The organism is Dyadobacter sp. CY347 (genome assembly GCF_021502655.1).
Lineage (GTDB): Bacteria > Bacteroidota > Bacteroidia > Cytophagales > Spirosomataceae > Dyadobacter.
Genome location: NZ_JAKFFT010000007.1, coordinates 409,377 through 423,738 on the forward strand (window position 1 = coordinate 409,377; position 14,362 = coordinate 423,738).

Here is a 14,362-nt window from a genome sequence, read left to right on the forward strand (position 1 = left end):
ACTACTACTACCTGTCCAGCTGCTTATCAATTTCCAATGCAGCACTGATTAAGGCCAGGTGGGTAAATGCTTGCGGAAAGTTGCCCAGGTGTTCGGCTTTGTGGCCGATCTGTTCACTAAATAATCCCAGGTGATTGGCATAGCCTATCATTTTCTCAAAACTATCAAGCGCCTTTGAGACTTCGCCGCTTTTGGCCAGGGACTCGATATACCAGAAGGAGCACATATTGAATGTTCCTTCTTCACCTTCAAGGCCGTCAAATGATGTTTCGCCGTTTTTGTATCGATATAAAAGCACGTCCACCCCAAGCTGCTCTTCCACCACTTTTAATGTAGATAACCAGCGCGGTTCGTAAGGTGAGATGAAATGCATCAGCGACATGAGCAATACGCTGGCGTCCACGGTTTTCGCGCCTTTATGCTGCACCCATGCACCAATTTCATCGTTCCAGAAATTTTCGTAAATGTCTGTATAAATGTCATCACGCACTTTTTTCCAATCCTGCTCCGGAAAAGGAAACGAGCGGTGCTGCCCGATTTTGATCGCGCGGTCCATCGCCACCCAGCACATCAGCCGGCTGTGCAGGAAATGTTTTTCTGTATTCCGTATTTCCCAGATCCCGTGATCGGCTGTTTTCCACTTTTTGGTAACCACATTCACCTGTTTCACAATGGTTTCCCAAAACTCAAACGTAATCGCCGAATGCTGTTTATTGTAAATGTAAATGGTGTCGATCAGTTCTCCGTAAATGTCGAGCTGATACTGGTCCTGCGCACCATTGCCGATCCGAACAGGCTTTGAGTTTTGATAACCGCTCAAATGTTCCAGTTCTTTTTCCTCCATATCATGCCCGCCATCGATCGTATACATGAGGTAAAGCTTATCTTCCTGGGCACGATCGTGGATCCATTCCAGAAACGCCGTCGCTTCGTCCGTATAACCAAGCCGCAGGAATGCATACATCGTAAATGCAGCGTCCCTGATCCACATAAAGCGGTAATCCCAGTTCCGGCCACCGCCGATGACTTCCGGTAAACTGAATGTCGGCGCTGCCACCATAGAACCCTGTTCGCGGGAAGTAAGCAGTTTCAGTGTTATGGCCGAGCGGTTCACAGCGCCAGTCCAGCGACCTTTGTATGTGGATTTTTTGGACCAGTTTCGCCAGAAATCAACCGTATCCTGGTAAGTATCTTTTTTATAAGCCTCAATCGGGTTTTCATCGTCCACCTGTGTTTTGCCACATTCCAACACCAGATAGGCCGTCTTTCCCTGTTCCAGTGTAAACTCGGCATAACCCGCATTTTTCTTAATCTGCAATGGAACGTCCGCTATGAGGCGCATAACCGTTCCATCTTTATCATTTGCCTTGAAATAGACACCCTCATCACGAATTTCGCAAATATGCGACGCGCCCGCGTAATCAAACGCAGGCTCACATTTCGCCTGAAAAGTGATATTGCCACGCACCGTTTTCACCTGTCGCACGATTGCATTCGATTTGTCCATCTGGTCGTCAACCGGCATATAGTCAGTCACTTCCGCGATGCCATACTCTGAGAAGAACCGGGTAAGCAGCACAGCTGTTGCGGGCAGGTAAAGTTGTTTGGTATTATAGCCATCCATTTGCGGATAAATACCGAAGCTCCCACCGTTTTTGTTATCCAGTAATTTGGAAAAGACAGTAGGGGAATCGAAAGCCGGGTAACACATGAAATCGATAGAGGCTTCCACGGACACAAGGGCAACAGTTTTGAGATTTCCAATCAATCCATAATCCTCAATCCGCGCATGTTCAGGGTTCTTTCTGGGCATTTGTTTTGTTGTGAGTGTGAGAAGTTGTGTGTGTAAATTATCACGCCAGGGAACGCCCTCACCGCGTTGCTATGCAGGATTCGTTTCGGTGGAAGGGCCGTTTCGCGAATAAAATCCCCAATTTCCGGCTTCCGGACAATATCAAAGCCAAGCTCACCCGATCACTTTACCGTTCAATCAACCAGCCCCGCCGCAGGGAAAGCGCGAACCGTTTTAGACGTGCTAGGGCATAGGATTCGATGTTGTGTTTGAAAGTTTAGTTACCATTTTTTCACTTAAATCAAAACACACATGAAAACGAACAGATTAATTTTCGTCATAGCCGCTTTAATAACAATGCTGGGCTCTTGTAAGATGAAGGACATTACAAAAGACTCTCCTTTGATTACAGTCGTTTCCCCCACGCGTAACCAGGATGTAAAAGACATCACCGCATTCAATGTTGAGGCAATCATTGAACCGAAAGATAAGTCGGTGATGAGTTACTATGTAATGCTCCTGGATCATGATGCACGCAAGATTTTCGACAAAGAGATCAAGTGCGATTGCAAAGGAGAGAAGCGAATAAATGTTAAAGAGTCAATTGAGTATGATGTTAATCAGTCAACCGATGTGCTTTTGCGAATATTGGTATTTTTCGAAGATGGCACCATTACGGAAGAGGAAGTTCCTTTTAAAATGATTGATACTAAAATTTGAGATTGTCTGATTTCCTGGGTAGCACTTTTCAAACAGCTCTAACAGTTAAATTATATTCTTCATCGCGCATTCAGTGTAAACATTATCGTGTGTTCAGGCAATGCCGGACAGGGAATCCGGTATGCCTGAACTAAAAAAGCAATGTGCCCATGAATGTCATTAGCTTAAAAATCTATGAAAATAACCATCTTAATAGCCCTATGCCTTGCATCCATGCATGTTTTCGGGCAAAAACGTATAACCATAAGCGGTTTTGTAAAGGAGAAGGGTAGCCAGGAATTGTTGACTGGTGCTAATGTGTATATTACACGCACAGCAACCGGAGCTGCAACTAATAATTATGGGTTCTATTCACTTACGATCCCTGCCTCGGATTCTGTTACCATTACTTGTTCATTAGTCGGTTATGAGACATTAAACCAGACCATTTCAGCGCTAAGAGATATGGAGTTAAACCTGGCGTTGCCCTCGATCCGCCAACTCGATGAAGTTACTATTTCTGCCTGGAAGCAGGAAGACAATGTCAGCGGATCGGCTCAAATGAGTGTGGTGGAAATTCCGATTGAACAGATCAAGAAAATTCCTTCGCTACTAGGAGAGAAGGATGTTTTACGCGGGCTGCAATTGATGCCCGGCGTCCAGAAAGGCACGGAGGGCCAGACAGGGTTGTATGTACGCGGAGGCGGACCGGATCAAAACCTGATCATTCTGGACGATGCCGTCGTGTATAATGCGAGCCATTTATTTGGCTTCTTTTCAGTTTTTAACAGCGATGCGATCAAGCGGGTTGAGTTGACAAAAGGCGGATTTCCGGCGCGTTACGGCGGGCGGCTTTCTTCGGTTGTAGAAATGGATATGAAAGAAGGGAGCAAGGAAAAACTGCACGGAGAAGGCGGGATCGGGCTTATTGCTTCGCGGCTGACTTTGGAAGGGCCGATAGCAAAAGGCAAATCCTCGTTTCTTATTTCCGGGCGACGGACGTATATCGATGTCCTGGCTGCTCCAGTGATAGCATATACGCAGAAGAAAAAAGGTCAGAACGGGTTCAAGCCGGGTTACTATTTTTATGATTTGAATGCCAAGATCAATTATGATCTTGATCCAAAAAACAAGCTTTATGTCAGCGGCTATCTGGGCAAAGATAAATTTTCCGTCAAAGAAGAACATGGCGCATTCAAAATGAAAGCTGGCTTGGATTGGGGGAATGCAACCGGCACCATGCGCTGGAACCATGTTTTCAACCGTAAGCTTTTTGCCAATACTGCTTTCGTTTTTACGAGTTTCAATTTCACTACAACGAGTTATTTTAGGGAAGCCGTTGGCAATAGCGATGAAATGACCGAGTCGAGGCTCCGTTATGATTCGCGTATTCAGGATTTGAGTTTTAAAAGTGATTTTGATTTTTATCCCAATGCGTCACATGCTATCAAGTTTGGCTTGCAGGCTACGCGGCACAAATCTACGCCGTCGGCACTCGCGCTGTCGGGATCTACGCCAGAAGAAACCGTTGATCCGGTTGAAAAGCCGGTTTATTCAATGGAAGGCGGTGCTTACTTTGAAGACACATGGCAGCCGTTCGATGCATTAAAAATGAATTTGGGCTTTCGGTTAAGTTATTTCAAAGCAGGCAAAAAACAGTACATTAATCCGGAGCCTAGGTTTTCTGCAGCATTAAGGCTGGCACCCGACTTCTCCGCAAAAGCTTCCTATGCCCGGATGAACCAGTATGTGCATTTATTGTCTAACACGGGCCTTGGCTTGCCAACCGATTTGTGGGTGACCAGCACAGATCGGATTGCGCCGCAGCAGTCGAGCCAGGTTGCATTCGGATTTGCGAAAGATCTGCAGGAACGTGGCTTAACGCTGACATTGGAAGGATTTTATAAAGGTATGAACCGAATCCTAAGTTACCGGGAAGGTGCCAGTTTTATCAATATAAGCGGAGAAAATGCTACTGATGTAGACTGGCAGGACAATGTTACAACAGGAAAAGGCTGGTCGTACGGTTCTGAATTTTTAGTCCAAAAGAAAAGTGGAAAGCTTTCCGGCTGGGTAGGGTACACATTGTCCTGGATTTACTGGAAATTCCCAGAACTCAACAACGGGCAGACATTCAATCCGCGCTATGACCGTCGACATGACCTTTCTATTGTGGGAATTTACGAATTCAGTAAACGCATTACCATGTCTGCAAGCTGGGTTTATGGGACTGGAAATGCCCTGACAGTACCCAGTGCTACATATTATCCTGTTAGCGATAACTTTTTCAATCGATTTGACCCCGCAGACAAAATACTTAACAGCAATTACAGAGAATTTAGGGCATCTGAATTTCCCACAAAGAACAGTTTCCGTGCAGAAGCGTTTCACAGGATGGACCTTTCAATACAGTTTCATAAGAAAAAGAAACGCCATGAACGGACTTGGGAATTCAGTGTTTATAATGCTTACAATCGCAAAAATCCATTTTTCTACGATCGTTCGGAAGAAGAGACCGCAAATGGGGAGTGGAAAACGGTGCTGAAAAAATATTCCCTGTTTCCTGTCTTACCTTCATTCAGTTACAATTTTAAATTTTGAGCCATGAACCTGATCAGATCCATTTTCAGCATTGCGCTGTTATGCATTATTTTTTTCGCGTGTGAAACGCCTTTAACCAATATTCCACCTTCGAAATTGCCGCAGACGGAATCCAAGCTGGTTGTTAATTCCATCATTTCGCCCCAGTTGCCCTACATCAATGTTCTGGTCACGGAGTCGGTCCCGTTGTTTACAAAAACGGAAGCGACAGAAAGACGTGTGGAAAACGCAACTGTCAAGATTTCTGATGGTGTGAACGAGATCAACATTCCATATGATGAGGAAAACAGAATTTACACCATTTCACTGTCCAAATTCCCGATTAAAGATTCAAAAACGTACTATTTATCTGTGTCAGACAAAACCAGAAGCGTTACTTCTAAATGTACGGTTCCCGGCAAAAAACCGGTGATCAAATCATACGAGATTGACACGCTCCTTGTCGACAATGTGGATATGAAAGATACTGTTCTGACATTACAAATGAGCTGGCAAGACGTTCCGGGTGACACAAACTATTACAAAGTTGATGCAGGTATCGATTATCAATATTCTGTTGCTAAATGGACAGATGAGACTGGACTTAGCGAGGAAACATTGACTGGAAATTTCCATTTCTACTGGCAGGGACAGGAAGGAAAAAGTGAATTTATGACTGATAGATATATTGACGGCAAGAACATAAGTTCGCTTCTTGGGAAATTCAATTTTTTTGGTCCCCGGCAATTAACTATGAAAGATGGGAAACTGGTCACCTATTTCCCAAAAAGCAAAGTCTTAGCGGTTTTGCTGCAAGTTTTAAATCTCGATGTCAATTATTATAAATACATGCGTTCAATCGAGATTAAAGAAAACTCAGACACGCCATTTTCTGAACCCGCGCCGCTATACTCCAACATTCATGGCGGGCTGGGATGTTTCGCTGCTTACAACGCAGCGCAGGTAAAGGTGGTGTTTTAGCTGGTTGCTACTTGTGACCAGCGAGCCTGAATGAATGGACATTTTGTTAATTGGTTCAAAAGCAGAAAATTTGCTTGTCTCAATTAATTCAATTTTACATTGATGAATATTATATCGCATCCAATGGGAGATGTTCAGGTTGGTGAAGTCACATCTGACAAGCTGATTATTGAAACAACCGAAGATGGGCTGGACCTTCTCGGGAACCTTTATTACCAGGGATTTGACAGCATTATCATTCACGAAGCGAACATTACGCCCTCCTTTTTTGACCTAAAAACCGGAATTGCCGGAGAGATCCTTCAAAAATTCTCAAACTACCGAATGCGCCTGGCCATCATCGGCGACTTTGACAAATATCCTGGAAAGAGTATTCAGGATTTCATTAGGGAAAGTAACCGGGGTGGGAGGATTAACTTTCTGAGTAGTGTTTCTGAGGCATTGGAGAGAATGAGCGGGCGCCGTTGCGCTGAATGAGCGGACTCCTTTGCACTGAATGTTTAAATCTCCTAATTAAGCCAGGTAAGCCTTGTTTGGATTGCCTGGCTTAATTTTGTCACTGCTGGCACAGATTTTTATCTACCCACATTACAATTCATCAACAAGCTAAAAAACATGAAATCGTCAGCAAAAAATCAGGAGTTATTCGAAGATCAAAACATATTTGAAAACACCAATCCATTTCAGCGTGAAAGTGCTTCGGCCAGCATGCAGAAGTCGGGAAAGAGACCAAGGATTATGAAGCCGCTTTATTCGGTTCGCTTGTCATAATGGTCAAAGGCAGTATCAACACCGCTATTCACAGCATTAGACACACTATCAAAAAATATGGCCTGGAAGTTGAGATACATATCAACCCACCAGGCCTTTCTATTTTTATTTCCGTTAAATTTTTAGTTCAGACTCATCTTCTTGAATTCCAGCGGTTTCATTCCGGTTTGCTTTTTGAACAAACGCGTGAAGTAGGAGCTGTTTTCGAAACCTAGCCCGTAAGCAATTTCTGCAACGCCCTGGCTGCCTTCTCTTAACAGATTTTTTGCTTCTGAAATTAATGATATGTGAATGAGGTCCATGGCGGTTTTGCCCGTTTCCTGTCTGAGCAAGTCGCTGAGATAACGCGACGAGACATTGAGCTGCTCGGCGATGGAGTTTACACTTGGTAACCCCTTCGTTTGCAGATATCCATGCCCGTAATAGGCTACCAGCGCATCATTGAATTTGGTTACGGTTTTGCCCGACATGTCTGTCCGATTGAGAAACTGCCTTTTGTAAAATCGCTGCGCATACATTAAAATCGATGCGATGTGGCTCAGAATGATCTCACGGCTATATTCGTCCGGATTATTTTGGTATTCCGCCTTCACTTTGTCGTGCAATTCCCAGATCACCGCCTCTTCTTTTGGGGAAAGGTGCAGTGCTTCGTTCACTTCGTAGTCAAAATAACCGTATTTCTGAATGGCATGGTGGTGTTCGTGGCCGGCAAGGAAATCTTCGTGAATCAGGATCATAAATCCCTTTTCTTCAAATTCAATGTCCTTGATTTCAATGATCTGACGTGGTTTGACAAACATCATCGAGCCTTCGCTGTGGTCATATTCTGTTCGGCCATAACGGATAATGCCGGATCGTAACTTCTTGAAACCGATCATGTAGGCGTCACTGGTGAACTCCCGGTTGCCTAGCGTGCAAGCATTGTTGCAAGCATTGATGCTGAACAAAGGATTTTCCGGTGGCGGCCAGCCATTGCCCTTATGGATCTCGCTTATCGTTTTATAATGTTTCATTTTTATTGCGAAAAAACGAATTGTTCATAGTTAACAATTAAGCTGTTTTTATAATTCGGCTAACTCAATGTCCGTGCGCTGCAATGCTGACATCCTTCCAGGTCTGAATGTCTTTCAATCGTTCGGTATATACGTCGTTCATTCCGTGGTAGGCGATTTTTCCCAATAATAATCTTAGCGGAGGATTCGGGCTGTCGATAACTTTCAGGATAGCATCCACAGTCGCTTCGGGCTTGCCCCAGGTTTCTGGTTTGTCTCCCGATTCGGCGAATGCAGCTCGCACGGGGGCATAATCCTCAATGTCCGATGTGGTCTGAACTGCGGAATTTCCAGCCCATTCTGTTGCATATCCATTGGGCTCAATGAGTGTGAATTTAATTCCAAGATGTGCCACTTCGCTAGCAATGGTTTCGCTTAGACCTTCTACCGCAAATTTTGATGCATTATATAACCCCAGCATCGGCAATGTTGTCAGTCCCAAAAAGCTGGAAACCTGAATGATATGCCCTGATTTTTGCGCTCTCATCACAGGAAGCACAGCCTGTGTAACCCAAAGCAAACCGAAGAAGTTGGTTTCCATTTGCGCCCTTGCCTGCTCTTCCGTTGTTTCTTCCACGGTTCCAAATACGCCGTATCCGGCATTGTTAATGAGGATATCAATGCTTCCGAAATGTTCTTTCACCTGTAATACGGCTTTGGTTACGGCGTTTTTGTCGTTGACATCAAGCTGAACAGGCAGAATGTTGTTGCCATAAGTGGCAACCAAATCATCTAATGCTGAGATGTTTCTTGCGCTGGCGGCAACTTTATCGCCACGTTTCAGCAGTGCTTCTGCCCACAATTTTCCAAATCCTCTGGATGCGCCGGTAATAAAAATGGCTTTTGACATGATCTTATTTTTTTGTGTTTTTAATGTTTATTTTGATGACACAAAGTTGGCGCGTATGCCAGCGGATAAATAGCTCATTTGAGCGGAAGAATAGCACAGAATTACTACGTTCTGTTGCCAGCCATGAATTATAAAATCAGAAAGCCATGTATCAGGAATTTATTGAAATCCGGGGTGCCCGTGAGAACAATCTGAAAAATGTATCACTGCGCATTCCAAAGCGTAAGATCACCATCTTCACCGGCGTGTCGGGTTCGGGAAAATCGTCCATTGTGTTTGACACGATCGCCACGGAGGCGCAACGCCAGCTGAATGAAAATTTCAGCATGTTTATCCGGAATTTTCTCCCCAAATACGCCCAGCCACACGCCGACGCTATTGAAAATCTTAGCATGGCCATTGTGGTAGACCAGCGCAGACTGGGTGGGAACTCACATTCAACATTGGGTACGATTACGGACATTTCGCCCGTTCTGAGGCTTTTGTTTTCCAGGATCGGGCATCCGCATATCGGGAATTCCAATGCGTTTTCCTTTAATGATCCGCAGGGAATGTGCCTGGAATGTAATGGGATAGGGAAGAAAATGGGCGTTGTGGCGGATTCGTTCCTGGATATGAGCAAGTCGCTGAATGAGGGCGCGGTGCAGGTTCCGGTGTTTGCGACCTGGGAAAAAAGCAGCTACGCCAGCTCCGGGTTTTTTGATAATGATAAAAAGCTGTCTGATTTTACAGATGAAGAAATGGAGCTGCTGCTATATGGTAAGGATTTGAAATTCAAGCTGCAAGTCGGCGGCGGGAGCATGAATGCAAGTTACCTGGGCGTTATTGAAAAATTCGAAAAAGCATATATCAGAAGGGACGTTAAGACCTTATCCGAACGCACGCAAAAGGCGGTGGCGCCCTTCATCGCGCTCGGTCCATGCCCATCGTGCAAAGGCGCAAGGCTGAGCCAGGCGGCGTTAAGCTGCAAAATCGACGGCAAGAACATCGCAGAAATGTCGGCCATGGAAGTTTCCGAACTGGTTGCCCTGATCAGCAAAATCAATGATCCGCTGGCTACATCCATGGTGGCTACATTATCGGAAAGGTTGCAGCATTTGGCGGACATTGGTCTGGAATATCTGAGCCTGGATCGCGAAACAACCACGCTGTCGGGCGGTGAATCACAGCGCGTGAAGATGGTTAAGCACCTGAGCAGCAGTCTTATTGATGTGATGTATATTTTCGATGAACCTAGCGTTGGCCTGCATCCGCGGGATGTGCACAGGCTGAACGAATTGCTCGGAAAGTTGCGTGATAAAGGGAATACAGTGATCGTGGTTGAACATGATCCGGATGTAATAAAAGTTGCAGACCATATTGTGGACGTGGGGCCGCACGCAGGAAGCAAAGGCGGAAACATTGTTTTCGAAGGAACGTATGCCGAGCTGGTTAAGGCAGATACACTTACAGGCCGCCATATCAAGCAATCATTGCCACTTAAAGAAAAATCACGCAAAGCTTCGGGTAAGCTTTCTGTGAAAGATGCAAAGATCAACAACCTGCATAATGTAAGCGTCGACATTCCTAGCGGCGTTCTGACGGTGGTTACAGGCGTGGCTGGCTCCGGCAAAAGCTCACTTATCAACCATGTGTTTTTGAAACAACACCCCAAAGCAATCGTCATTGATCAGTCGGCCGTAGGCACTTCCACGCGGTCGAACCCGGCTACATATACGGGTGTGATGGATGATGTGCGCAAGGCTTTTGCGAAGGAGAATGGTGTTAGTGCGTCATTATTCAGCTTTAATTCGCAGGGTGCTTGTCCCGCTTGCCAGGGACTGGGCGTGATTTACACTGATCTTGCCTTCATGGACGGCATTAAAACGCCTTGTGAAATTTGTGAAGGGAAGCGTTTTAAGGAAGAAGTGCTGGCTTATAAGCTGGATGGAAAGTCTATTTCCGATATCCTGGAAATGACCGTTTTGCAGGCATTGGATTATTTTACACAAAAAGACATTTTAAATAAATTACAGGCTATGAGCGATGTGGGCCTCGATTATCTCACACTTGGCCAGCCGCTCAGTACATTGTCGGGTGGGGAATGTCAGCGCATCAAGCTGGCCAGTGAGTTGCATAAAAAAGGCAGCATTTATGTCCTCGACGAACCTACAACGGGCCTGCATATGTCCGATATTACGCATTTGCTTTCCATTATGAACCGGCTTGTAGACGCAGGGAACACAATGATCGTCATCGAGCATAACCTGGATGTGATCAAAAACGCGGACTGGATCATTGATATGGGGCCGGATGGCGGAACAAAAGGCGGGAAAGTCGTTTTCGAGGGCACACCGTTGCAGCTCCTTACCGCCGAAGGATCCATCACCAGTTTATATCTCAAAACCGCAACGGCCTGATCAAGGCCGTTGCGGTTGTCGCCTTACGGATCACCAGAATTTTGGCTTTTCTAATGTGCCGCCCTGTTCCCGGCAGTCAGTACAACTTGCAGGCGATCCCAGGACAAATTCTCCCCGCAAGCCGGCAAAAGACAATAACAGGGATGTAGTTTCAAGCCCGCATTGCCTGCTACTGAGCGGGTTGCATACGACATCAAATGTATCAGGCATCATACAGCTCGGGAATCTTCCGAGCTTTGGCGTGATCGTGAGCCTTTTCGTTTCTTCGGTTGACGCGCTGAAATAGCCGAACACGAGTTCTTTTCCGTCGGTAATGTTCTTGATATTTCCGGTCACCTGCGAAGGCTGGGGATCAAAGAGACTTCCTGTGCCTTGTGTGGTTTTGGAAAGTGCCGTCCAATATTCGAATGCCGGCCTGGAAAGGCCATATTGCCGTACAAGGACGCTGTATTTTATGTAAAGTTTATTGGTTGAAACAGGGACTTTGAACAGTGGCAGGTCTTTGATAATGTCGCTGGAAAGTTTTACCGTTGTCCCCAGCAGAATGCTTCCCGATCGCATATTTCCCCAGCATTGGTTGATGTCTTTTGTCCGGGAAACGTATTTTTTATCAATTACTTCGAGACCCGTCTGGTAAGCCGCGCGGTATTCCCAGGTTTCTTCAAATTTCCAGCGGTAGAATTGCGTCTTTCCCTGTGCATCGTGCGCATTGACATAAAATACCATTGCATCCTGGAAGCTGTCAAACTTGGTGGTTACACTGTCGATGGCTGGCGTAATGCTAACTGTCACATAATCGGACAAATATTCGTTTCCATCCTGCGTTTTGATGCGGATCCGATATTTGTCGGCGGTGTTATACTGTCGCGGCGGAAGCTCATACATGCCCGCACGTGCCTCAGTAAATGCATTCACTTCCCCCGATTCCGATTCAACGGAGACCGCTGCCTGGGATTCGATCGTTGGGCCGGCCGTTTGATTTACATTTTGCGTTCTCCTGAGTTCTATCCTGCTTGTGTCATTTCCTACATTCAGAAATCCATCCACAACCAGGTGATTTTCAACGGAATTGACCTCTGGCGGAGAGAACGGCTCAATGCAGCTGTCCATAAAAAACAGCAAGACAAAAGAAATAAACCTCAGTAAACGAATTTTCATAGCCACTTTTCTTACTAAGTTCTGAAATTGTCAGTAAAACGAGAAACAATAGCGCAAAATTTATCATCGGATGGTTACTTATGGTGCTAGAAGGCATCTAGAACTTGTCGCGGATCTTCTGCCAAACTGCCTGCCCAGATAATCGTATAAATATTTAGGGAAATGGGGGATTATATACAGATCATCCGCCAAAAAGTGTACTACAGATACCAAATCTGACAGTACGGATAATATCTGTTTCCTACCGCAACGATCCCGAGCGAATATTGTGTCATTCTAATAGCCAGGGTGTTACCTAAAATTTATTCAACTTTTATCTATTGAGCCATGAAAGCAACTTTAACGAACCCATTCTCCTGGACCGCCAATCCAGCAAACATTGACAATGCTAATCTCATCGCAGTTCACATGCACGGTAAGATCCTGTGGGTGTCGGCGCGGGAGATCACGTATCTGGAAGGCGAGGGGAATTATACGTACATTCACACACGCCAGGGAAAAAAATATCTCGTTTCCAAGACGTTGAAAGTGGTGGTGGAAATTTTGAATGTAGATTTTATCCGGATACATAAATCGTACATTGTTAACCCGATGTACATTACTGCGCAAATCGAGCCCGATACGCTTTTGCTCAGCTGCGGACGGAAAGTGCCTATCGCCAGAAGAAGAATGCGTGAAATCCACGAAATGCTGGCGGGCGAATATCTGGCAGCATAAGGATTATAGAGCAATATAACCATTAAGGCTAAGCCCCGGATCCGCAAAGGTCCGGGGCTTTTTTGTTTTGTTGTCAACGGGCACGGATATTTAAGGTCCTGGCGAAAACCACTTAACACGGCATCAGTTATGGCTAAGAAAGCGAAGAAAAAAGCAGCGACGAAAGCAAAGACCAGCGGCAAGAAAAAGAACAAATTAGGCGTTAAAAACTCCCTCGTCAACAACATCAACGCCCGCAAGAAAAAAGGCACCTCCCGCCCAAAAAGCAAAAAAACCGTCAGTAAAAAGTCTTATACCAAGATGAAAAAGAACTGGGGTAAGGGGAAGAAGACGAGGAAGTAATCTTACGACACAACATTCAACGCTTCCCCGTGCATGAAACTTTCCAGGTTGTCGGCGACCATTTGGAGCAGGCGTTTTCTGGCTTCGAATGTGGCCCAGGCTACGTGGGGGGTGATGATGCAGTTGGGTGCGGAAAGTAGGGGGTTGTCCGGTTTTGGCGGTTCTGTGGATAGGACGTCCAGTCCGGCTCCGGCGATGGTGCCGATTTTTAATGCTTCGGCAAGGTCGTGTTCCTGGATGAGCGGGCCGCGGCCGGTGTTGAGGATGATGGCGTTTCGCTTCATACGGGCGAGACGTTCTTTGTTGACGAGCTCTTTCGTTTCATCGGTTAACGGACAATGCAGGCTGACCACGTCGCTACTTTCAAACACTTCTTCCAGAGAAACCATTTCGACTCCCTCGGTTGGCGTTGGATGCTTTCTATACGCAACTACTTTCATCCCGAATGCCAGCGCAATTTTCGCAACTTGTGACCCAATGTCTCCGAGCCCAATGAGCCCCATTGTTTTCCCTGCGAGCTCGGTTAATGGTGTTTTCCAATAACAAAAATCCGGCGATGCAACCCATTCCCCTGCAAAAACGCTTTGGCTATGCAGCTCGGCATGGTTAACAACCGCCAGCAGCAATGCAAATGTCTGCTGCGCCACAGAAGCAGGACCATATGCCTTCACATTAGTAACTGTAATGTTGTGTTTTCTGGCAGCATTTATATCAATGTTATTAAACCCGGTCGCCATCACACCAATGTATTGCAACTTCGGCAACTGATCTAAAATCGCCTCGGTTAGCACCACTTTGTTTACCAAAAGCACTTCCGCATCCTTCGCCCGTTCCACAATTTCCTCCGCATTTGAGCGCTCATAAATTTCGGCATGCCCCAGTTTATGGATCGGCGCCCAATCCAGGTCACCCGGATTCAAGGTGTAGCCGTCTAAAATTACGATGTTCATTAACTTATTGATTTGTAAATACTTAATCGATGAATTTTGAAATTACATAACTTCCATTTTGAAATTACATA

Annotated in this window: 13 protein-coding genes; 8 read left to right on the forward strand and 5 right to left on the reverse strand. The window is 45.7% G+C overall.

All coding sequences use genetic code 11. The features are described 5' to 3' along the window. Positions 1-7: 7 nt before the first annotated feature. The gene (locus tag L0659_RS17415) at positions 8-1,813 is read right to left on the reverse strand and encodes a glycoside hydrolase family 15 protein (protein ID WP_235127896.1); all 1,806 of its coding nucleotides are present in this window, start codon (positions 1,811-1,813) and stop codon (positions 8-10) included. Between the two features lie 291 nt (positions 1,814-2,104). Here L0659_RS17415 and L0659_RS17420 point away from each other — a divergent pair, with 291 nt between their 5' ends. From L0659_RS17420 to L0659_RS17440, 5 genes are all read left to right on the forward strand, one after another. Beyond that, positions 2,105-2,512, forward strand: a complete 408-nt coding sequence (locus L0659_RS17420) for a hypothetical protein (RefSeq protein ID WP_235127897.1) — start codon at positions 2,105-2,107, stop codon at positions 2,510-2,512. Positions 2,513-2,686: 174 nt separating this feature from the next. After that, positions 2,687-5,092: a TonB-dependent receptor gene (locus L0659_RS17425; RefSeq protein WP_235127898.1), complete on the forward strand. Its 2,406-nt coding sequence runs from the start codon at positions 2,687-2,689 to the stop codon at positions 5,090-5,092. A gap of 3 nt (positions 5,093-5,095) precedes the next feature. Next, the gene (locus tag L0659_RS17430; RefSeq protein ID WP_235127899.1) at positions 5,096-6,052 is read left to right on the forward strand and encodes a DUF4249 domain-containing protein; all 957 of its coding nucleotides are present in this window, start codon (positions 5,096-5,098) and stop codon (positions 6,050-6,052) included. 102 nt (positions 6,053-6,154) lie between these two features. Then, complete coding sequence (locus L0659_RS17435) at positions 6,155-6,529, forward strand: DUF4180 domain-containing protein (RefSeq protein WP_235127900.1); 375 nt, start codon at positions 6,155-6,157, stop codon at positions 6,527-6,529. Positions 6,530-6,667: 138 nt separating this feature from the next. Beyond that, entirely contained in the window at positions 6,668-6,823 is a 156-nt protein-coding gene (locus L0659_RS17440; protein ID WP_235127901.1) for a hypothetical protein, read from the forward strand. A 122-nt stretch (positions 6,824-6,945) separates the two neighbouring features. Here the strand turns inward: L0659_RS17440 and L0659_RS17445 are convergent, their stop codons facing one another. After that, positions 6,946-7,836, reverse strand: a complete 891-nt coding sequence (locus L0659_RS17445; protein WP_235127902.1) for an AraC family transcriptional regulator — start codon at positions 7,834-7,836, stop codon at positions 6,946-6,948. Between the two features lie 64 nt (positions 7,837-7,900). Further along, complete coding sequence (locus L0659_RS17450; protein WP_235127903.1) at positions 7,901-8,725, reverse strand: SDR family NAD(P)-dependent oxidoreductase; 825 nt, start codon at positions 8,723-8,725, stop codon at positions 7,901-7,903. Between the two features lie 146 nt (positions 8,726-8,871). On the opposite strand from L0659_RS17450, the gene L0659_RS17455 reads away from it, so the two are divergent. Beyond that, complete coding sequence (locus tag L0659_RS17455; RefSeq protein ID WP_235127904.1) at positions 8,872-11,124, forward strand: excinuclease ABC subunit UvrA; 2,253 nt, start codon at positions 8,872-8,874, stop codon at positions 11,122-11,124. Positions 11,125-11,154: 30 nt separating this feature from the next. Here L0659_RS17455 and L0659_RS17460 read toward each other — a convergent pair whose 3' ends face one another. Further along, positions 11,155-12,282, reverse strand: coding sequence for a DUF4249 domain-containing protein (locus tag L0659_RS17460; protein WP_235127905.1), 1,128 nt, complete (start codon positions 12,280-12,282; stop codon positions 11,155-11,157). Between the two features lie 327 nt (positions 12,283-12,609). Between L0659_RS17460 and L0659_RS17465 the strand changes: the two genes are divergently transcribed. Both L0659_RS17465 and L0659_RS17470 read left to right on the forward strand, forming a co-directional pair. Then, positions 12,610-12,999, forward strand: a complete 390-nt coding sequence (locus tag L0659_RS17465) for a LytTR family DNA-binding domain-containing protein (protein WP_235127906.1) — start codon at positions 12,610-12,612, stop codon at positions 12,997-12,999. Between the two features lie 129 nt (positions 13,000-13,128). Next, positions 13,129-13,341 (forward strand): hypothetical protein, encoded by a 213-nt coding sequence (locus L0659_RS17470; protein ID WP_235127907.1) that lies wholly within the window; start codon positions 13,129-13,131, stop codon positions 13,339-13,341. A 2-nt stretch (positions 13,342-13,343) separates the two neighbouring features. Here L0659_RS17470 and L0659_RS17475 read toward each other — a convergent pair whose 3' ends face one another. Then, positions 13,344-14,291, reverse strand: a complete 948-nt coding sequence (locus L0659_RS17475; protein WP_235127908.1) for a D-2-hydroxyacid dehydrogenase — start codon at positions 14,289-14,291, stop codon at positions 13,344-13,346. Positions 14,292-14,362 lie beyond the last annotated feature (71 nt).

What these genes read in the sequence shown, in the direction of transcription:
- L0659_RS17415 (WP_235127896.1), bottom strand. Translation starts at nt 1,813, where the DNA reads ATGCCCAGAAAGAACCCTGAACATGCGCGGATTGAGGATTATGGATTG.
- L0659_RS17420 (WP_235127897.1), top strand. Translation starts at nt 2,105, where the DNA reads ATGAAAACGAACAGATTAATTTTCGTCATAGCCGCTTTAATAACAATG.
- L0659_RS17425 (WP_235127898.1), top strand. Translation starts at nt 2,687, where the DNA reads ATGAAAATAACCATCTTAATAGCCCTATGCCTTGCATCCATGCATGTT.
- L0659_RS17430 (WP_235127899.1), top strand. Translation starts at nt 5,096, where the DNA reads ATGAACCTGATCAGATCCATTTTCAGCATTGCGCTGTTATGCATTATT.
- L0659_RS17435 (WP_235127900.1), top strand. Translation starts at nt 6,155, where the DNA reads ATGAATATTATATCGCATCCAATGGGAGATGTTCAGGTTGGTGAAGTC.
- L0659_RS17440 (WP_235127901.1), top strand. Translation starts at nt 6,668, where the DNA reads ATGAAATCGTCAGCAAAAAATCAGGAGTTATTCGAAGATCAAAACATA.
- L0659_RS17445 (WP_235127902.1), bottom strand. Translation starts at nt 7,836, where the DNA reads ATGAAACATTATAAAACGATAAGCGAGATCCATAAGGGCAATGGCTGG.
- L0659_RS17450 (WP_235127903.1), bottom strand. Translation starts at nt 8,725, where the DNA reads ATGTCAAAAGCCATTTTTATTACCGGCGCATCCAGAGGATTTGGAAAA.
- L0659_RS17455 (WP_235127904.1), top strand. Translation starts at nt 8,872, where the DNA reads ATGTATCAGGAATTTATTGAAATCCGGGGTGCCCGTGAGAACAATCTG.
- L0659_RS17460 (WP_235127905.1), bottom strand. Translation starts at nt 12,282, where the DNA reads ATGAAAATTCGTTTACTGAGGTTTATTTCTTTTGTCTTGCTGTTTTTT.
- L0659_RS17465 (WP_235127906.1), top strand. Translation starts at nt 12,610, where the DNA reads ATGAAAGCAACTTTAACGAACCCATTCTCCTGGACCGCCAATCCAGCA.
- L0659_RS17470 (WP_235127907.1), top strand. Translation starts at nt 13,129, where the DNA reads ATGGCTAAGAAAGCGAAGAAAAAAGCAGCGACGAAAGCAAAGACCAGC.
- L0659_RS17475 (WP_235127908.1), bottom strand. Translation starts at nt 14,291, where the DNA reads ATGAACATCGTAATTTTAGACGGCTACACCTTGAATCCGGGTGACCTG.